This is a genomic window from Micrococcus sp. GbtcB5, assembly GCF_019091605.1.
GTDB classification, from domain to species: Bacteria; Actinomycetota; Actinomycetes; order Actinomycetales; family Micrococcaceae; genus Micrococcus; species Micrococcus luteus.
This window is the reverse complement of sequence record NZ_JAGXJK010000017.1, coordinates 1-18554: the sequence shown is the minus strand read 5'-3', so window position 1 is coordinate 18554 and position 18554 is coordinate 1. Positions and strand designations below refer to the sequence as shown.

Below are 18554 nucleotides of genomic sequence, written 5' to 3'. Positions count from 1 at the left end.
GGGCGGTCCCCGCCGGGCACCGCGCCCGGCGGATGAGCGCGGCGCGTCAGGCGCGGGCGCGGCGCAGGCGGCGACGCTCGCGCTCGGAGAGCCCGCCCCAGATGCCGAAGCGCTCGTCGTTCGCCATGGCGTACTCCAGGCACGCGTCCTTGACGGTGCAGGCCTCGCACACGCGTTTGGCGTCCCGCGTGGAGCCGCCCTTCTCCGGGAAGAACGCCTCGGGGTCCGTCTGCGCGCACAGGGCGTCCGCCTGCCAGGCCAGCTCGCCTTCGACGGGCTCGGTGGTCACGCCCGGGATGGCGGCCCAGTCCTGGGAGACGGGCACGGCCTCGACCGGACGCGCGTCACCGGGGAAGAGGGCGGTGACGGTGGCGGCCGGGGTGCCGGTCTCGCCGTCGAGGTCGTGGGCGGTGAGGAAGGCGGTCGCCTGGTCCTCGAGGCTCGCGCCGGAGACGCCGGCCTGCGGGTCGGCGGGGTCGAGGAACCAGTCGCTGGGAACGCTCCGCGGACGAGGCGCCGGCGCGGGATCGGCGCGGTGCGTGTCCTCGACTCGCTGGGTCTGCTCCATGTGTGACGCCTCTTCCCGGGATCGACGTGGCGGCTGTGGGCCGGGTGATCATGCGGTCCGCGCGGGTGCCGGGCACGCCGGCGGGCCCCTCCTGGCGGAACCGTTGGCCCGGGTTCATTACAGCGGTGTGATTCATGCCGAGTCAAACCGAACGGGTGCCACACTGGGCCCATGGTCTCCCTCTCCGCACCCCGGTCCACCGGCCCCCTCGTGCTCCGCCTCGCCTCCTCCCCGCGGCCCGCGCTCGTCCAGGAGCCCGGGGCCCCGGACGAGCCCGGCGCGGTGGACCAGCGCATCGAGCTCTCGGGCCGCGTGACCGTGAACTGGGCCGCCAAGTTCGCGGGCCTGCTCGGCGCCGAGGGCATCGGCGCGGGTGACGCCGTCGCCCTGGACCTGCCCGTCCACTGGCTGTCCCACGCCCTCGCCCTCGGCGTGCTCTGCGCCGAGGCCGAGCCCGCCCTCGAGGGTGACTCCCCCGCCGCCGTCCTCACGGATCGGCCGGAGGCGTGGCCGGACCCGTCCGTGACCGTGTTCGCCGTGGCCCTGCCGCGCGGCCTCGAGCCCGAGTTCGACGGCCCGACCGCCGACCCGGCCATCGTGGACGTGGCCGCCGAGATCCGCGCCCAGCCGGATGCCCTGCCCGGCCCCGTGGACCACGTGCGGCCCGCGTCGATCCCGGCCGGGGCCGACGTCGCCCCGGACGACGACGGCCCGCGCCCCCGCCTGACGTGGGCGGGAGTGCGGGCCGCGCTGGAGGCGTGGGACGCGGGTCGGGCGGTGACCGTGCGCCCCTGACGGGGCGGCGGGGTCAGGCCGGGGCGCTCAGACCCCGGCGTCGGGGGTACGGTGCCGGCCGCGCGGACGCAGCTGGTCCTCGCGCAGCACGGGCATCTGGCCGGTGATGATCGCGAGGTCGTTGGCGAAGCCGGGCTCCACGTCCAGCTTCTCCTTGAACACCCAGAACCGGTAGGCGAAGTAGCGGAACACGGTGCCGAAGAACAGGCCGATCACGTTGCCGGCGATGAACAGGCCGGTCGGGTCGGTCACGCCCAGCAGGTACTGCGCGATCGCCACGCAGCCGGCCTGGATGCCCAGCCCGATCGCGTTCATGATCAGGAACATCACGAGCTCGCGCGTCTTGTTCGAGGAGCGCTTGTCCCGGAACGTCCAGTAGCGGTTGGCGACCCAGCTGAACAGGGTGGCGACGACGCCGCCCACGATCTTGGCCTTGACGTTGGACCCCTCGAGCGGGCCGGTCATCATCCACCAGAAGACGAGCGAGTCCACCACGAACGCGGCCGCACCGACGGTGCCGAACTTGGCCACCTCCCGCCACAGCAGGGAGGCCATCCCGGTCAGGCGGCCCCAGAGATCGGACAGCATGGGCGTGGACTCCTCGGTTCGGGACGGGGGTGTGCACGCGGGCCGGACCCGCGCAGGGCTGGGGAACACTGTAGCCGCGCCCCCGGCGCGCGACCTCCTCGGATCCGGCGTCGGCCGCCCCTCCGTGACGGAGTTCTCAGCCGGTCCGACTACCCTGTGCGGGTGACTTCCCCTCGACTCGGTGTGATCGGTGGCGGGCAGCTGGCCCGCATGATGGCGGGCGCGGCCGCGGAGCTCGGCGTGCCCTTCCGCGTGCTCGCGGAGGCCCCGGACGCGTCAGCGGCCCAGGTCGCCCCCCACGTGGTCGGCGACCACGCGGACCTGGCGGACCTGCGCGCGTTCGCGGCCACGGTGGACGTGGTCACCTTCGACCACGAGCACGTGCCCACCGAGCACCTGCGGGCCCTGCAGGAGGCCGGCGTCGCCGTGCGCCCCGGCCCCGAGGCGCTGCAGCACGCCCAGGACAAGCTGGTCATGCGCGCCGCCGTCGAGCGGCTGGGCCTGCCGAACCCGGCGTGGGCGCCGGTCGACGACCTCGAGGCCGTCCTCGCCTTCGGCGACGAGCACGGCTGGCCCATGATCCTCAAGACCGCCCGCGGCGGCTACGACGGCAAGGGCGTGCTCAAGCTCGACGACGCCGACGACGCCCGCACCTCCGCCGCGGACGGCACCCTGGCCGCGTGGCTCGGCGCCGGCATCGCCCCGCTGCTGGCCGAGGCCCTCGTCCCCTTCTCCCGTGAGCTCTCCGCGCAGGTGGCGCGCACCCCCTCCGGTGAGGTGGCCGTCTACCCCGTCGTCGACTCGGTCCAGGTGGCCGGCGTGTGCGACCTCGTGGTCGCCCCGGCCCAGGACCTCGACCCGGCCGTCGCCGCGGCCGCGACCGCCGCGGCCGTCCGCCTCGCCGAGGAGCTGGACGTCACCGGCATGCTCGCGGTCGAGCTGTTCGAGACGCCGGGGGTCGGCCCGGGCTTCCAGGTGAACGAGCTGGCCATGCGCCCCCACAACTCCGGCCACTGGTCCATGGACGGCGCCGTCACCGGCCAGTTCGAGCAGCACGTCCGCGCCGTGCTCGACCTGCCGCTGGGCGAGACGACCCCCCGCGGGGCCGGCGTCGTGATGAAGAACGTCCTCGGCGGCGCCCGCGAGGACCTGCACGCCGGCAGCGTCGTGGCCCTCGCCGCCCACCCGCAGGCCAAGGTCCACCTCTACGGCAAGGACGTGCGCCCGGGCCGCAAGGTCGGTCACGTCAACGTCGTCGCGGACCACGGCCTCAGCCTCGAGGAGGCCGTGCGGACCGCCGAGTCCGCCGCCGCACTCCTGCGCGACGACGCCCCCACCACCGGCACCGAGACGGAGGCCCGCCCATGACCGCCACGCCCCAGACCCCCGCCCAGCCCCTGCAGGACGACGCCCCGGTCGTCTCCGTCGTGATGGGCTCCGACTCCGACTGGCCCGTGATGAGCGCGGCCGCCGAGGCCCTGCGCGAGCTCGACGTGCCCGTCGAGGTCGGCGTGGTCTCCGCGCACCGCATGCCCCACGAGATGGTGGAGTTCGGCGCCCGCGCGCACGAGCGCGGCATCCGCGTGATCGTGGCCGGCGCGGGCGGCGCGGCGCACCTGCCCGGGATGCTCGCCGCCGTCACCCCCCTGCCCGTGATCGGCGTGCCCGTGAAGCTCAAGAGCCTGGACGGGATGGACTCCCTGCTCTCGATCGTCCAGATGCCCGCCGGCGTGCCGGTGGCCACCGTCTCCATCGACGGCGCCCGCAACGCCGGCCTGCTGGCCGCCCGCATCCTCGCCTCGGCCGACACCGCGGAGGGCGACCGCCTGCGCGCCGCCCTCGCCGAGCACGCCGACGAGCTCAACGCCCAGGCCCAGGCCAAGGGGGCCCGCCTGCGCGAGCGGATGGCCGCCGACCGCTGATGTCGCCCGCCACCGGATCCGTGCCCGCCGGTCACGCGCAGCCCGACCCGCTCCGGGATCCGCGCGTCGCCTCCCCCACCGAGCGCACCCGCCGGGCGCTGATCCTCACCGCCCTGACCCTGCTGGTCCCCGGCGGCGCCCAGCTCGTCGCCGGCAGCCGCCGGCTCGGCCGCGTGGCGCTGCGGGTCACCGTCACCGTGTGGGCCGTGCTGATCGTCGGGCTGCTGTGGTGGCTGGTCTCCCGCGCGAGCCTGATCTCGCTCATGGCCCGGGACGGCGTGCTGCTCGGGCTGGCGGTGGTCCTGGCGGCGCTGGCGGTGGGCTGGGCGGTGCTGTGGGTGGACACGTTCCGGCTGATCCGGCCGCACCTGCTCGCCCCCGGCGCGCGGAAGATCACGGCGGCGGTCACCGCGCTCGCGCTCGTGCTCACCAGCGGCGCCCTGCTCTACGGCGGCTGGGCGGCGAACACGAGCCGCGGGGCGCTCGGCGAGGTCTTCCAGGAGGGGCCGGCCGTCCCGGAGGCCGAGGGCCGCTACAACATCCTGGTCCTGGGCGCGGACGCCGGCGAGGGCCGCCAGGGGCTGCGCCCGGACTCCATGCACGTGGTCTCCGTGGACGCCCGCACCGGCGCCATCGTGATGTTCTCCCTGCCCCGCAACCTCCAGAACGCGCCGTTCGTCGAGGGCTCCCCGCTGTGGGACGTGTACCCGAACGGCTTCGACTGCGGCGACGAGTGCATCCTCAACGCCCTCTACACGGACGTGGAGGAGCATCACGCAGACCTCTACCCGGACGCCGAACACCCCGGCGCCGAGGCCATGAAGGACGCCGCCGGCGGCATCCTCGGCCTGGACGTCTCCGGCTACGCCCTCATGGACATGGGCGGCTTCGCCCAGCTGATCGACGCCATGGGCGGGGTGGACGTCGTCAGCGGCGGCTACGTGGTGCACCGCGGCGTCCGGCCCGACGGCGCCTGGGGCAACATCTGGTGGGAGCCGGGCACCCACCACTTCAACGGCGACGACGCGCTCGCCTTCGCCCGCTCCCGGCACTGGTCCACCGACTACGCCCGCATCCGCCGGCAGCAGTGCATGCAGGCGGCGATGCTGGAGCAGTTCAGCCCCGCCACCGTGCTCACCCGCTTCGAGGGGATCCTCGCGGCGGGCGAGCAGATCGTGACCACCGACCTGCCGCAGTCCCAGCTCGGCACGTTCGCGGACCTCGCCGAGCGCTCGCGCGGCCAGAAGATGCGGCGGCTGACCATCGGCCCGCCCGACTTCGGCGACACGGGCACCCACTTCACCACCTACCCCGACTACGACCTCGTCCACCGCCGCGTGGACGAGATGCTGGCCGATGAGTCCGCAACCGCCGGATCGGAGCCGACCGGGGTCTCGGCGACGCCGCTGCTCACCGTGCTGGCCGTCGTCGCGCAGGAGACGGAGGCCCCCGACGTCGACGAGGACGACCCGGCCACGTGGCCGGCCCCGCCGACCCGCTCCGACGGCGAGCCCTTCACCGCCGAGGACCTGATGACGGCCGAGGACCTGGGCCAGGAGGACGTGCTGAACCACGCGTCCTCGACGAACGGGCTGTGCGTCCCCGCCCCGTGAGGCGCGACGCGCGGGCCGACGGGCTGACCTAGGCTGGGCGCATGCACGTCCTGAAGCCCGTGATCCGTGACTACGCCTGGGGCTCCCCCACGCTCCTCGCCGACCTGCAGGGACGCGAGCCCACCGGCCGCCCCGAGGCCGAGCTGTGGCTGGGCGACCATCCGGGCGCCCCGTGCGTCGCCGTCGTGGCGGACGGCGCCCACGTCGGCCTGGACGAGGTGGTGGCCGGGGACCCCGAGCACTGCCTCGGGCCCGCCGCACCGGAGGGCCGTCTGCCCTTCCTCATGAAGCTGCTCGCCGCGGGCGCCCCGCTGTCCATCCAGGCGCACCCCACCCTGGAGCAGGCCCGCGCGGGCCACGCCGCGGAGGAGGCGGCCGGCGTGCCGGCCGACGCCCCGGAGCGCAACTACAAGGATGCGAACCACAAGCCGGAGATGCTGCTCGCCCTGACCCCCTTCGCGGCGATGTGCGGCTTCCGCTCCCCCGAGGTCTCCTCGGACAGCTTCGAGGCCCTGGCCCGCGCCCTCACGGAGCGGGCGGACGGGGACACGTCCGCCGTCGCCGTCGCCGCCGCCCGGATCAGCCAGACCCTCGCCGCCGGGGACCTCGAGGACGCGTTCACCTCGATCCTCGACCCGGACTCCGTGTGGGGCTCCCCCGGCGCCGTCGCGCAGGTCGTGGACGTGCTGCGGGCCGCGCCGGACCTGGCCGAGCGCGACCCCTCGCTGGCCACGGCCCTCGAGGTCGCCCAGCACCACCCGGACGACCCCGGCGTGGTGGTGGCCATCCTGCTCAACCGCGTGGACCTGGCCCCGGGTCAGGCCATCCATCTGCCCGCCGGCAACGTGCACGCGTACCTGCACGGGCTGGGCGTGGAGGTCATGGCGGCCTCGGACAACGTGCTGCGCGGCGGGCTCACCCCGAAGCACGTGGACGTGCCCGAGCTGCGCCGCGTGGTCACCTTCGAGGCGCTGCCGGTGCCCTCCACCGAGCCCGAGCGCGTGGCCGACTCCGTGGTGGCCTTCCGCCCGCCGTTCGAGGAGTTCGAGCTGCTCCAGGCCACGCTCGAGGACGACGCCGTCCACGGACTCGACGTGCACGGGCCCGGGATCGCGGTGGTCACCCGCGGCACGGCGCGCCTGGCCCTGGCCGGCCAGGAGATCGAGCTGGGCCCGGGCGAGGCCGTGTTCCTGCCCGCCGCGGAGACGGCGTCCGGCCCGCTGGCCGTCCGCGCCGCGGCCGGCGCCCCGGCGACGGTGCACGTGGCCGGCCTGCCGCGGGGCTGAGCCCGGCAGACCGGCCCGCAGGCTCAGCGGGCGTCGCGGTCCCCCAGCCACTTGGACCACTTCTTCACGTCGTGCTCGGCGTCCACGGTGCGGACCGTGCCGGACGACGAGCGCATCACGATGGACTGCGTGTGCACGCGGCCGTCGGCGAAGCGCACACCGCGCAGCAGGTCGCCGTCGGTGATGCCGGTGGCCGCGAAGTAGCAGTGGTCGGAGGTGACCAGCTCGTTCGTGGTCAGCACCGCGTCGAGGTCGAGGCCGGCGTCGAGGGCCTTCTGCTTCTCGGCGTCGTCGGTGGGGGCCAGGCGACCCTGGATGATGCCGCCGGTGGCCTTGATCGCGCACGCGGTGACGATGCCCTCGGGGGTGCCGCCGATGCCCATCATCATGTCCACGCCGGTGCCCGGGCGGGCGGCGGCGATGGCGCCGGCGACGTCGCCGTCCAGGATGAACTTCACCCGGGCGCCGGCCTGGCGGATCTCCTTGACCAGGCCCTCGTGGCGGGGGCGGTCCAGCACGCACACGGTCACCTGGGAGACGGGCTTGTCCAGGGCCTTGGCCACGAGGTTCACGTTCTGCTTCACCGGCAGGCGCATGTCCACGAAGTCGGCGGCCTCGGGGCCCACCACGAGCTTGTCCATGTAGAACACGGCCGACGGGTCGAACATGGTGCCGCGCTCGGCCACCGCGAAGACGGAGAGCGCGTTGTTGTAGCCCATGGCGGTCAGGCGGGTGCCGTCGATCGGGTCCACGGCCACGTCCACGGCGGCGCCGGAGCCGTCGCCGACCTGCTCGCCGTTGAACAGCATGGGGGCCTCGTCCTTCTCGCCCTCGCCGATCACCACGGTGCCGTCCATGGCCACGGTGTCCATGAACGCGCGCATCGCGTCCACCGCGGCGCCGTCCGCCTTGTTCTTGTCCCCGTAGCCCACCCAGGGGCTCGCGGCGATGGCCGCCGCCTCGGTCACTCGCACCAGCTCCATGGCCAGGTTGCGGTCCGGGACGTGGTTCTCGTAGCCGGTCTTCTCCGAGGACGCGCTGGTCATCGCTGCTCCGATCCTTGCTCGCGGCGCTCCGTCCGCACGGGACGGGGCGTGAGGGCGGCTCTGCCCCGGTCCTCATCCTACGGGGGCGGCCTCCCGCGGGTGGCACAATGCTGACCGTGAGCTCCGCCGACCCCCACTCCCCCGCCCCCCGCCCCGTCCTGACCGCCAAGCAGGCGCAGCGGGCCCGGCAGCCGTGGATGGCCATGGTGCTCTCCCTGGTGGCGCTGCTGGCGATCGTGGCCGTGGTCCTCCTGCTCAACCCGGAGCCGCCGCAGCGGCCCCGCGAGGACCGCGTCGACGTCGCCGCCGAGGCCGCCACGGTCCCCCACGACGACGGCGACCTGCCGGCCCTGGCGCCCGAGGTGCCGGAGTCCTGGTACGCCAACTACGCCCGCCTGCAGAAGCTGGACGGCGTCTCCACGTGGGACGTCGGCTGGGTGGTCACGGACACGGTGTTCGCGGGCCTGCAGCAGGCCGAGGACGTCGACCCCACCTGGGTGAGCCTGCGGGTGGACCAGGTCCCGACGTCGGAGACGATCGAGATCGACGGGATCGCGTGGGACCTCCACGCCGATCCGAAGAAACCGGAGCGACGGCTCGTGGCGGAGGTGGACGGCAGCACCGTGGTGCTGACCACCACCGGCGACCGCGCCGTCCTCGAAGACCTGGCGCACGGCGTCGCGAAGGAGACCCGATGACCCCCCACACCCGCCCCGAGACGACGCCGGCCCCGGACGTCGTCGTCCCCACCTCCGACCTCACGCCCGCTGAGGCGTGGGAGGTCCTCGCCGAGGGCAACCGCCGCTTCGTGGCGGGCGAGCCGAGCCACCCGAACCAGAACGCCGAGCGGCGCAGCGACCTGACCGCCGGTCAGGCCCCGGTCGCCGTGATCTTCGGCTGCGCCGACTCGCGCCTGGCGGCCGAGATCATCTTCGACCTGGGCCTCGGCGACGTGTTCGTGGTGCGCACGGCCGGCCACGTGATCGACGACGCCGTGCTGGGCTCCATCGAGTACGGCGTGGACGTGCTGGAGATCCCGCTCGTCATCGTCCTGGGCCACAACTCGTGCGGCGCCGTCACGGCGACGGTCGAGTCCTACATCTCCGGCACCATGCCGCGCGGCTTCGTGCGCCCCCTCGTGGAGCGCATCATCCCGTCCGTGCTGGCCGGGCGTCGCCGCGGGCTGGAGGAGGTCGACGAGTTCGTGGCCGAGCACGTGGACCAGACCTGCGACCACCTCCTGGAGACCTCGCAGTCCGTCCGCGCGGCCGTCGAGTCGGGGCGCACCGCCGTCGTCGGGCTCACCTACTCGCTGTCCGAGGGCACCGCGCGACCGGGCCGCGTGCACGGCGACCTGGCGGTCTGACGACGCCGGGCGTCCGGTGCGGCACCGGGCGCCCGCGCCGTCCTAGGATGTGACCATGACCGCAGAGAACACCGATCAGCAGTTCCGCATCGAGCACGACACCATGGGCGAGGTGAAGGTGCCGGTGAACGCGCTCTACCGTGCACAGACCCAGCGCGCCGTGGAGAACTTCCCGATCTCCGGCAAGGGCCTCGAGCCCGCCCACATCCACGCCCTCGCGCAGGTCAAGAAGGCCGCGGCCAAGGCGAACGCCGAGCTGGGCATCATCTCGCAGGAGCGCGCGGACGCCATCGTGGCCGCCGCGGACCAGGTCATCGCCGGCGACCACGACGACCAGTACCCGATCGACGTGTTCCAGACCGGCTCCGGCACCTCCTCGAACATGAACACCAACGAGGTGCTCGCCACCCTCGCCACCCGCGCCCTGAAGGAGGCCGGCTCCGAGGACGAGGTGCACCCCAACGACCACGTCAACGCCTCCCAGTCCTCGAACGACGTGTTCCCGACCTCCGTGCACGTGGCCGTCACCGCCGCCCTCGTGAACGACCTCGTCCCGGCGCTGGACCACCTGGCCGCCTCCCTCGAGAAGAAGGCGGAGGACTTCGCCGGCATCGTGAAGTCCGGCCGCACCCACCTCATGGACGCCACCCCGGTGACCCTGGGCCAGGAGTTCGGCGGCTACGCCGCGCAGGTCCGCTACGGCATCGAGCGCATCCAGTCCGCGCTGCCCCGCGTGGCCGAGGTCCCGCTCGGCGGCACCGCCGTGGGCACCGGCATCAACACCCCGAAGGGCTTCTCCGCCCGCGTGATCGAGCTGCTCGCCGAGGAGACCGGTCTGCCGCTGACCGAGGCCCGCAACCACTTCGAGGCCCAGGCCAACCGTGACGGCCTCGTGGAGGCCTCCGGCCAGCTGCGGAACATCGCGTTCTCGATCATGAAGATCAACAACGACCTGCGCTGGATGGGCTCCGGCCCGAACACCGGCCTCGGCGAGATCGCCCTCCCGGACCTGCAGCCGGGCTCCTCGATCATGCCGGGCAAGGTCAACCCCGTGATCTGCGAGGCCGCGATCATGGTGTGCGCCCAGGTGATCGGCAACGACACCACCGTCGCCCTGTCCTCCACCAACGGCGCGTTCGAGCTCAACGTGGGCATCCCCGTGATGGCCGCCAACCTGCTCGAGTCCATCCGCCTGCTGGCCAACACGACGCGCGTCATGGCGGACAAGATGATCGACGGCATCGAGGCCAACGAGGAGCGCTGCGCCTTCCTCGCCGGCGCCTCGCCGTCCATCGTGACCCCGCTGAACAAGGTGATCGGCTACGAGGCCGCCGCCAAGATCGCCAAGCACTCCGTCGCGAACAAGATGACCGTGCGCGAGGCCGTCGTGGACCTCGGCTACGTCGAGCGCGGCGAGGTCACCGAGGAGCAGCTGGACAAGGCCCTGGACACCATGTCCATGACCCACCCGGAGTGATCCGGCGGATCCGGTGAGCGGCGCGACGCCGCCTCCCGGGCCACGACGACGAGCGGCCGTCCTCCCGTGCGGAGGGCGGCCGCTCGTCGTTCACGCCAGCACCAGCACTCCGGCGGCCGCCGCCACCATCGCCGGCCCGAACGGCAGCGCCGTCCGCCCCGTCGCCCGGCCCGCGAGCACCAGCACCCCGGCCACCACTCCGCCGAGCAGGATCGCGCCCACCCCCGCGGCGAGCACCGCCGTCGGACCGAGCACCCCCGTGTACACGCCCAGGCCGCCGGCGAGCTTCACGTCCCCCATCCCGAGGCCACCGCGGCTGAGCACGTGCAGCGCGAGCATCGCCACGGTGTAGCCGAGACCGCCCAGCAGGCTGCAGAGCGCCAGGTCACCCCGGCCCGCCAGCAGCGCTCCCCCGGTCATCGCCGCCAGCCCGCCCAGCGCCAGCCGCAGCGTCCACCGGTTCGGCAGCCGATGCTCGCGCAGGTCCGTGCGCACGAGCACGCCCGCGCACACCGCGAACCACACCAGCCCCAGGGACCACAGCACCGCCGTCGCCGGCGCGCCGTGCGTCCACGCCCACCCCACCCCGCTCATGCGCCCAGCCTAGGCCGGGCGGCGCGCCCGCCGGGCCGCCGTCCACAGGGCGATCCGGCCACCTCGCGTTCACGGTCCGGCCACGCGGTGTTCTGCCGACAGCGCAACCGGGGCCGCCCATTGCGACGACCCCTCGCGCGGGTCTACTCTGAAGTCACGAGCTTCCGGCCGTCTCATGGATGTGCGGGGCTCACACAGACCCCATGGCCTCAATCCCGTTTCAAGGGGCCATGGTGGCGGGCTTCCTCGGTCCCCCATCCCCCCTCCGCGGGGCCGAGCACCCCCGCCGGGGGCCGCTGCTTCGGCAGCGGCCCCTTTTTCATGCCCGACCCCGCCGCCCGGCTCAGGCCCGGCCCTCCTCCAGCAGGTCCGTGACCAGTGCGGCGATCGGGGAGCGCTCGGAACGGGTCAGCGTCACATGCCCGAACAGCGGGTGGCCCTTGAGGCGCTCCACCACGGCCGCGATGCCGTCGTGCCGGCCCACGCGCAGGTTGTCCCGCTGGGCGACGTCGTGGGTCAGCACCACCTTCGAGTTGCGGCCCATCCGGCTCAGCACCGTGAGCAGCACGTTCCGCTCGAGCGACTGCGCCTCGTCCACGATCACCCACGCATCGTGCAGCGAACGGCCGCGGATGTGCGTCAGCGGCAGGATCTCCAGCATCCCGCGGTCCACCACCTCGTCCACCACGGACGGGGAGACCAGGGCGCCCAGGGTGTCGAACACGGCCTGCGCCCACGGGCCCATCTTGTCGCCCTCCGAGCCGGGCAGGTAGCCCAGGTCCTGGCCGCCGACGGCGTACAGCGGACGGAACACGACCACCCTGCGGTGCTCGCGGCGCTCCATCACGGCGTCGAGGCCCGCGCACAGCGCCAGCGCGGACTTGCCGGTGCCCGCGCGGCCACCGAGGGAGACGATGCCCACGCCCGGATCCGTCAGCAGCTCGATCGCCAACCGCTGCTCGGCGGAGCGGCCGTGCAGGCCGAACACGTCGCGGTCCCCGCGCACCAGGCGGGCCCGGCCGCCCTCGCCGACCCGCGCCAGGCCGGAGCCCCGGGGCGCGGTGAGCACCAGCCCCGTGTTGACCGGCAGGCGGTCCGCCTCGGCCGGGGCCTCCCCCGGCCCGGTCTCGACGCCCGTGCCGGCCAGGGACCCCAGCGGGATGCCGGCCAGGTCGACCTCGCCGTCGTCGTAGAGCGCGTCCAGCCGCTCCTGCGCCACACTGAGGGAGACGGTGCCGCGCCAGCCCGAGTCACGCACGAGCTCGTGACGGTACTCGTCCGCGGCGAGGCCCATGGCCGCCGCCTTCACGCGCATCGGCAGGTCCTTGGACACGACCGTCACCGTGGCGCCCTCGTCCGCGAGCGCCTTCGCGACGGCGAGGATGCGGGAGTCGTTGTCCGTGCCGCGGATGCCCAGGGGCAGCACGTCCACGGACACGTGGTTCAGTTCGATCCGCAGCGTGCCGCCCTCGGGGGTGATCGGCACGGGCTGGTCCAGCGCGCCGTGGCGACCGCGCAGGTCGTCGAGCAGGCGCAGCGCCGTGCGCGCGTAGTAGCCGAGGTCGGGGTCGGCGCGCTTGGCCTCGAGCTCCGAGACCACCACGAGCGGCAGGACCACCTCGTGCTCGGCGAAGTGCAGCAGGGCGCGCGGGTCCGAGAGCAGCACGGACGTGTCCACCACGTAGGTCCGCAGGCCGGCCGCCTCCGCCGGCCCCGCCTCGGCACGCGCCTGGCCCGGCCGGCTCGACGGCTCCTGCCGGGTCTGCGCGTGCTCCACGAGCTCTGCCACCATGTCTGCCTCCTGTGCCGGTGAACCGTGCGGACGGGGGTCCGCCCACGGGCCACGCTAGGAAGCGGCGTCGTCCACCGGGGCCCGGCACGGTGAACCCGGGATGAAGTCGCGGTGACGGTCCGTCCGGGCCCCGCCACGGCCCCGACGTCCCGCGCTCCCTACACTGGAGACGCGCCGCCGACGTCCCGGCGGCCGCCCGCTCCCCGTCCCCAGGAGGGCCCTTGAGCATGCACCGCCCGTCCCCCGGCCTGCCCGATCTGCCGGGCAGCCCGGCCCCCGCCCCGACCCTGGCCGAGCGCGCCGGCGGCCGCCTGCTGGGCGCCGTCGCGCCCACCGCCATGCTGATCGCGGCCATGTGGGTCGCGCAGTTCGTGCTGATCTTCCTCGGCCGGGTGATCATCCCCGGCGTGGGCCTGATCCCGCGGCGCCTCGCCGGCCTCGACGGGGTCCTGTTCTCCCCTGTGCTGCACGCCGGCTGGGCCCACCTGATCGGCAACACGACGGCGCTGCTCGTCCTCGGCCCGCTGGCCGCCCTGGTCTCACGCCGGCCGGTGGCCCTGCTCGTCTGCGCCTGGCTGGGCTCGGGCCTGCTGACCTGGGTGATCGGCACCCCGGGCGTGCACATCGGCGCCTCCGGGATCGTGTACGTGCTGATCGCGTTCCTGATCGTCTACGGGATCGCGGTGCGGCGGTTCGGGGCGGTCGTCGTCTCCGTCCTCGTCGCGCTCACGCACCTGGGCTCGAGCCTGATCGGCCTGCTGCCGGCCCCCGGCATCTCGTGGACCGGCCACCTGGCCGGGGCCGTCGTCGGGGTGCTGCTGGGCCTGTGGTGGGGCCGCGCCGACCGTCAGGTGCCGAACCGGCGCTGACGGCTGCCGTAGTCGCGCAGGGCACGCAGGAAGTCGACCTTGCGGAACGCGGGCCACATGGCCTCGCAGAAGTAGAACTCCGAGTACGCGGACTGCCAGAGCAGGAACCCGGAGAGCCGCTGCTCCCCGGACGTGCGGATGACCAGGTCCGGGTCCGGCTGGCCGCGCGTGTAGAGCCGGTCCGCGATCTGCTCGACGGTGACGGACTCGGCCACCTCCGCCGCGCTGTGGCCCAGGGCGTGCTCGTCCCGCAGCAGCTCGCGCACGGCGTCGAGGATCTCCTGGCGGCCCCCGTAGCCCACGGCCACGTTCACGTGCACGCCGTCGTGGTCCTTGGTCTGTTCGGCCACCTCGGCGAGCCGTCGCGCCATGGGCTCGGGGAGCAGGTCCACCGCGCCGACCGGCTGCACGCAGACGGGGGCGCGGCCCTCGGCCGGCTGGGCGAGGCGCTCCGCCGTCGTCTGGATGATCTCCAGGAGCGGGGCGAGCTCCTCCGCCGGGCGCCGCAGGTTCTCGGTGGAGAGCATGTAGAGCGTGACCACGGGGATCCCGGCCTCGTCGCACCAGCCGATGAAGTCGAGGATGCGCTCGGCGCCGGCCTGGTGGCCCTGCTGCGTGGACGCTCCGAACGCGCGGGCCCAGCGACGGTTGCCGTCCACCAGCACGCCGATGTGCCGGGGCAGCCGCTCCGGGTCCAGGCCGCGCGTCAGCCGCCGCTCGTACAGGCGGTAGAAGGCCTCGGGTCGACCCACGGCGCGCTCCCCTCTCGGACGGTCCTGCGAGCCTCCAGGATACGCGCGCGGCACACAGCGACCATCCCGTGCCCCGGCCCCGGGTCGACCGACGACAATGGAGGCATGGACCCTGTGACACCCCTCCGCGAGACCGACGCCGCCCGTCGCCTGCGCTGGCGCATCGAGCGCATCCGCGACCCCGACCATCCGCTGTACAAGCCCCGACTGCGCGGCTGGATCCACGCGGCCATGGCGCCCCTGACGCTCGCGGCCGGCATCGTGCTCATCGTGCTCGCGCCGACCGCGACGCTGCGGTGGGCCAGCGCGGTCTACGCCGTGACGGGCCTGCTGCTGTTCGCGGTCTCGGCGACGTACCACCTGGTGCAGTGGAACGAGGTGGTCTCCCGTGTCCTCAAGCGGCTGGACCACACGAACATCATGCTGGTCATCGCCGGCACCTACACGCCGCTCTCCCTGGCCCTGCTGCCTCCGGACCGGGCGCGTGTGCTGCTCACCCTGGTGTGGGTGGGGGCCGTGGCCGGCGTCGCGTTCCGGGTGCTGTGGACGGACGCGCCGCGCTGGCTCTACACGCCGGTGTACGTGGTGCTCGGGCTGGCGGCGCTGCTGTACCTGGGCGACTTCTTCGCCGCGGATGCGGCGGCGGGGTGGCTGATCGTGGCCGGCGGCATCGCGTACATCACGGGCGCGGTCTGCTACGCGCTGCAGGCCCCCACGATCCACCGCGAGTGGTTCGGCTTCCACGAGCTGTTCCACGCCTTCACGGTGGCCGGCTTCGTGTGCCACGCCGTCGCCATCTACCGGGCGGTGCTCCTCGTCGCCTGAGCGCGGCAGGGACGGGGGTCTGCGCCCCGCCGGGCAGCGCCGAGGCCCGCAGACGCGCCGCTACGTCCATGCCGTAGCGGCGCGTCTGCGGGCCTCAAGGGTTCGGGCGTGGAGTCTCCGGCGTCGAGTCTCGGGCGTGCACGGGCCCGACGACGGTCAGTCGCGTCCGGTGTCCGGGGCCTGGGGCTCCGGGGCCGGCTCCTGGAGGTACCCGGGGTACTTCTCCTGCAGGCGGCGCAGCCGGTCCTCGGAGTCCGCGTCCAGGTGCTCGCCGCCCGCGCGGACCTCGTCCGGCAGGTGCTGCTGATGGCGCTCCACGAGCATGGCCTCGGCCTCCGGGGAACGCTGCTGGACGCGGCGCACCGAGCGGACCATGACGCGGAGGACGATGATCGCCATGACCACCATGAGCGCGGTGAACAGGAACCCCTCGATGCCGGGGGTGACCTCCGCCTCCTCGAGCCCGGGGCGCAGCGTCGGCTCCGGGACGGCGGGCACCGGCGCGGGGCTCGCGGCCGCGAGCGCGGTGAGGACGAGGGGAAGGCCAGACAGGGGTGTCACGCCGCCCCACTCTACCGGCCCCGGCCGCACGGCCCGAGCCGGGGCGGCTCAGCGCAGGCCGGCGAAGAGGTCGTGCTCCGGCAGCTCGGAGGGCACGCGCGAGTCGATCAGCGCGAAGTCCTCCCACGGCCAGGCGCGCCGCTGCAGGTCGTGGGGCGCGTCGAAGAACATGCCGTCGGGGTCGATCTGGGTGCGATGCGCCCGCAGGGCGGCGTCGCGCTCGTCGAGGAAGCCGGTGACGTCCACCTGCGTGGTGACGTCGTGGTCCGCGGTGACCCACGGCGGGATGACCTCCGGGTCGGGCACGTCCTCCCCGGCTTCGCGGCGGCGCAGCACCTCGCGCATCGCGTCCATCGCGTCGAACATCATCAGGCGTCGGGCGAACGGCACGTCCTCGCCGTCGGCCTCGGCCACCGCGGCCATCGTGCGGAACTTCCGCGGGTTGAAGCCGCAGTCGTAGTAGACCTTCGAGACCTCCCAGGCGGGCCCGGCCTCGGGGTACTCGTCGGCGAGGCCCGCGGCCCGGTACGCCTCCATCGTCACGGCGTGGGCCTGCAGGTGGTCCGGGTGGGGGTAGCCGCCGACCTCGTCGTAGGAGATGAGCACGTGCGGGCGGAACCGGCGCACGAGCGAGATCAGCGGGGCCGCCGCATCCCGGAGCGGGACCTCGGCGAAGCAGTTCGCCGGGAGGGCCGGCAGCGGATCCCCCTCGGGCAGGCCCGAGTCGAGGAAGCCGAGCCAGGCGTGCCGGATGCCGAGGATGCGCGCGGCCTCCGCCATCTCCTCGCGGCGCACGGCCGCGATGTCCCGGTCCGCCCGGGTGGTGTCCCCGAACGACGGGTTGAGCAGGGTGCCGGCCTCGCCGCCGGTGCACGTGACGACCATGACCTCGGCCCCGGCCGCCGCGTAGGCGGCCATGGTGCCGGCCCCCTTCGAGGACTCGTCGTCCGGGTGGGCGTGCACCGCCATGAGACGCAGCCCGGTGGAGGGCGGCAGGGCGGTGCCTGCGGCCGGCTGGGCCTGGGGGGTCTGATCGGTCACGGGGATCGCACACTCCTGTCCGGATGGCGGGGCCGCCGCGGGGGCGGCGGCGTGAGGGGTCCAGGCCGACGTCGTCATCGGCCTCCGGCGGCGGGCAGCGGCTAGGGTGGAGGGGATGTCTCACCACGCCCCCGCGGTCCGCGCGCAGGACCCCACATTAGCCAACCGGTACGGCACGAACCACACGCGTCCGGGCCGTCGTCGGCTGTGGGCGGGCCTCGGCGGGCTCGGGCTGGTCGTGGCCGTGCTGCTGTCCGTGTGGATCGGCCTGAACATGTCCGTGGGCGCCATCGAGTACAAGGACGTCGGCTTCACCATCGAGGACGACGGCCACGCGACCGTCACCTTCCAGGCCTCCGTCCCGGAGGGCGTGCAGGCCGAGTGCGATGTGCTCGTCACCGACTCCCACGCCGCCCCCGTCGGCTTCCGCACCGTCCGCCTGGAGACCCTGCCGGCCGACCGGCGGGACTCCCCCTCGGACGCGCAGCAGCGCTACACCGTGGACGTGCGCACCGTGGTGCGGGGCGACTCCGGCATCGTCGAGACCTGCCGCAAGGTCTGAGCCCTCCCGGAGTGCTCCGCCCTCGGCGTAGCGGCCGCCGTTGGTGTGACGCACGCCGCCCGGATAGACTCGTCGGAGCATTCCCGCCCCGCCGGTGAGTCAGGCAGGCGTCGCACGGAGCCCTCGGGTCACGCGCGTCCTCCTGGTCGGCGGGGTCTTTCGCATGCGGGCGCGTCCGCCGGACGCGGATCGCGCACCGGATACGGTGCGCCGCGCCCCGGACTCCGCATCACCCGAGACAGAAAGGCGGAACAGAGCATGACCACCAGCCAGTCCGACGCCCCGTGGCTGACCCAGGAGGCGTACGATCGCCTCTCCAAGGAGCTCGAGTACATCTCCGGTCCCGGCCGTCAGGAGATCATCGAGCGCATCGAGGCCGCCCGCGATGAGGGCGACCTCAAGGAGAACGGCGGCTACCACGCCGCCCGCGAGGAGCAGTCGAAGAACGAGGGCCGCATCGCCGAGCTGAAGCACCTGCTCGAGACCGCCCGCGTGGGCGAGGCCGCCGAGAACGACGGCGCCGTGCACCCGGGCACCGTGGTGACCGCCGTCGTCGCAGGCGACGAGATGACCTTCCTCTTCGGCAACCGCGAGATCGCCGCGGACGACGAGTCGCTCGAGGTCTACTCCGAGCGCTCCCCGCTCGGCGAGGCCATCAACGGCGCCAAGAAGGGCGACAAGGTCTCCTACACCGCCCCGAACGGCAAGGACATCAAGGTCGAGGTCAAGGACGTCCAGCCCTACTCCGGCTGACCCTGCCCGGCTCCGACGGCGGGCGCGGGCCCCCCCCGGGGCCGCGGCCGCCGCCCCTCCCCGGGCCCCCCCCGCCCCCCCTGCTACCCTTGCCCCCCGCCGGCCCCCCGGGAGGGGCACCCGCCGCTCCCCCCCGGGGGCGGG

Annotated in this window: 20 protein-coding genes; 12 read left to right on the top strand and 8 right to left on the bottom strand. The window is 74.1% G+C overall.

Going from position 1 to position 18554, the window contains the following annotated elements:
- Positions 1-46: 46 nt before the first annotated feature.
- Positions 47-568: a WhiB family transcriptional regulator gene (locus KVS67_RS07760; protein ID WP_065423800.1), complete on the bottom strand. Its 522-nt coding sequence runs from the start codon at positions 566-568 to the stop codon at positions 47-49.
- Between the two features lie 171 nt (positions 569-739).
- Here KVS67_RS07760 and KVS67_RS07755 point away from each other — a divergent pair, with 171 nt between their 5' ends.
- Positions 740-1363 (top strand): hypothetical protein, encoded by a 624-nt coding sequence (locus KVS67_RS07755; RefSeq protein WP_166437665.1) that lies wholly within the window; start codon positions 740-742, stop codon positions 1361-1363.
- Between the two features lie 27 nt (positions 1364-1390).
- On the opposite strand, the gene KVS67_RS07750 is transcribed toward KVS67_RS07755, so the two are convergent.
- The gene (locus KVS67_RS07750) at positions 1391-1951 is read right to left on the bottom strand and encodes a GtrA family protein (protein WP_002854495.1); all 561 of its coding nucleotides are present in this window, start codon (positions 1949-1951) and stop codon (positions 1391-1393) included.
- A gap of 162 nt (positions 1952-2113) precedes the next feature.
- On the opposite strand from KVS67_RS07750, the gene KVS67_RS07745 reads away from it, so the two are divergent.
- Genes KVS67_RS07745 through manA form a run of 4 tightly spaced genes read left to right on the top strand, consistent with a single transcriptional unit; the run spans position 2114 to position 6772 of the window.
- Positions 2114-3319, top strand: a complete 1206-nt coding sequence (locus tag KVS67_RS07745) for a 5-(carboxyamino)imidazole ribonucleotide synthase (protein ID WP_166437666.1) — start codon at positions 2114-2116, stop codon at positions 3317-3319.
- Positions 3316-3873 (top strand): 5-(carboxyamino)imidazole ribonucleotide mutase, encoded by a 558-nt coding sequence (purE, locus tag KVS67_RS07740; RefSeq protein WP_166437667.1) that lies wholly within the window; start codon positions 3316-3318, stop codon positions 3871-3873. Before KVS67_RS07745 ends, purE begins: the two co-directional genes overlap by 4 nt.
- A 20-nt stretch (positions 3874-3893) precedes the next feature.
- On the top strand, positions 3894-5486 hold the full coding sequence (locus KVS67_RS07735) for an LCP family protein (protein ID WP_336649261.1): 1593 nt from the start codon (positions 3894-3896) through the stop codon (positions 5484-5486).
- 41 nt (positions 5487-5527) lie between these two features.
- The gene (manA, locus tag KVS67_RS07730) at positions 5528-6772 is read left to right on the top strand and encodes a mannose-6-phosphate isomerase, class I (protein WP_166437669.1); all 1245 of its coding nucleotides are present in this window, start codon (positions 5528-5530) and stop codon (positions 6770-6772) included.
- A gap of 23 nt (positions 6773-6795) precedes the next feature.
- Here manA and glpX read toward each other — a convergent pair whose 3' ends face one another.
- Positions 6796-7818, bottom strand: a complete 1023-nt coding sequence (gene glpX, locus KVS67_RS07725; RefSeq protein ID WP_010079310.1) for a class II fructose-bisphosphatase — start codon at positions 7816-7818, stop codon at positions 6796-6798.
- A gap of 107 nt (positions 7819-7925) precedes the next feature.
- On the opposite strand from glpX, the gene KVS67_RS07720 reads away from it, so the two are divergent.
- From KVS67_RS07720 to KVS67_RS07710, 3 genes are read left to right on the top strand one after another with little or no spacing between them, the layout of a single operon-like run.
- A complete protein-coding gene (locus KVS67_RS07720; protein ID WP_144862100.1) occupies positions 7926-8516 on the top strand; it encodes a DUF4245 domain-containing protein in 591 nt (196 codons plus the stop codon).
- Positions 8513-9184, top strand: coding sequence for a carbonic anhydrase (locus KVS67_RS07715; protein WP_002854504.1), 672 nt, complete (start codon positions 8513-8515; stop codon positions 9182-9184). The genes KVS67_RS07720 and KVS67_RS07715 overlap by 4 nt, the downstream gene beginning before the upstream one ends.
- Positions 9185-9239: 55 nt before the next feature.
- Complete coding sequence (locus KVS67_RS07710) at positions 9240-10661, top strand: class II fumarate hydratase (protein ID WP_061866913.1); 1422 nt, start codon at positions 9240-9242, stop codon at positions 10659-10661.
- 90 nt (positions 10662-10751) lie between these two features.
- Here the strand turns inward: KVS67_RS07710 and KVS67_RS07705 are convergent, their stop codons facing one another.
- Together KVS67_RS07705 and KVS67_RS07700 are read right to left on the bottom strand one after the other, a co-directional pair.
- Positions 10752-11255, bottom strand: a complete 504-nt coding sequence (locus KVS67_RS07705; protein WP_061866914.1) for an A24 family peptidase — start codon at positions 11253-11255, stop codon at positions 10752-10754.
- Between the two features lie 343 nt (positions 11256-11598).
- A complete protein-coding gene (locus KVS67_RS07700) occupies positions 11599-13047 on the bottom strand; it encodes a PhoH family protein (RefSeq protein ID WP_061866915.1) in 1449 nt (482 codons plus the stop codon).
- Positions 13048-13274: 227 nt separating this feature from the next.
- On the opposite strand from KVS67_RS07700, the gene KVS67_RS07695 reads away from it, so the two are divergent.
- Positions 13275-13916, top strand: coding sequence for a rhomboid family intramembrane serine protease (locus KVS67_RS07695; protein WP_225348937.1), 642 nt, complete (start codon positions 13275-13277; stop codon positions 13914-13916).
- On the opposite strand, the gene KVS67_RS07690 is transcribed toward KVS67_RS07695, so the two are convergent.
- Complete coding sequence (locus KVS67_RS07690; protein WP_036339992.1) at positions 13895-14668, bottom strand: isoprenyl transferase; 774 nt, start codon at positions 14666-14668, stop codon at positions 13895-13897. The genes KVS67_RS07695 and KVS67_RS07690 overlap by 22 nt on opposite strands.
- A gap of 105 nt (positions 14669-14773) precedes the next feature.
- Here KVS67_RS07690 and KVS67_RS07685 point away from each other — a divergent pair, with 105 nt between their 5' ends.
- Positions 14774-15493, top strand: coding sequence for a hemolysin III family protein (locus tag KVS67_RS07685; protein ID WP_134416316.1), 720 nt, complete (start codon positions 14774-14776; stop codon positions 15491-15493).
- Positions 15494-15649: 156 nt separating this feature from the next.
- Here KVS67_RS07685 and KVS67_RS07680 read toward each other — a convergent pair whose 3' ends face one another.
- Both KVS67_RS07680 and mca read right to left on the bottom strand, forming a co-directional pair.
- The gene (locus tag KVS67_RS07680; protein ID WP_036384966.1) at positions 15650-16054 is read right to left on the bottom strand and encodes a hypothetical protein; all 405 of its coding nucleotides are present in this window, start codon (positions 16052-16054) and stop codon (positions 15650-15652) included.
- 48 nt (positions 16055-16102) lie between these two features.
- Positions 16103-17095: a mycothiol conjugate amidase Mca gene (gene mca, locus KVS67_RS07675; RefSeq protein WP_081097734.1), complete on the bottom strand. Its 993-nt coding sequence runs from the start codon at positions 17093-17095 to the stop codon at positions 16103-16105.
- A gap of 115 nt (positions 17096-17210) precedes the next feature.
- Between mca and KVS67_RS07670 the strand changes: the two genes are divergently transcribed.
- Both KVS67_RS07670 and greA read left to right on the top strand, forming a co-directional pair.
- Complete coding sequence (locus KVS67_RS07670; protein ID WP_036316331.1) at positions 17211-17657, top strand: DUF4307 domain-containing protein; 447 nt, start codon at positions 17211-17213, stop codon at positions 17655-17657.
- Between the two features lie 258 nt (positions 17658-17915).
- Positions 17916-18410: a transcription elongation factor GreA gene (gene greA / locus KVS67_RS07665; RefSeq protein WP_060973861.1), complete on the top strand. Its 495-nt coding sequence runs from the start codon at positions 17916-17918 to the stop codon at positions 18408-18410.
- Positions 18411-18554 lie beyond the last annotated feature (144 nt).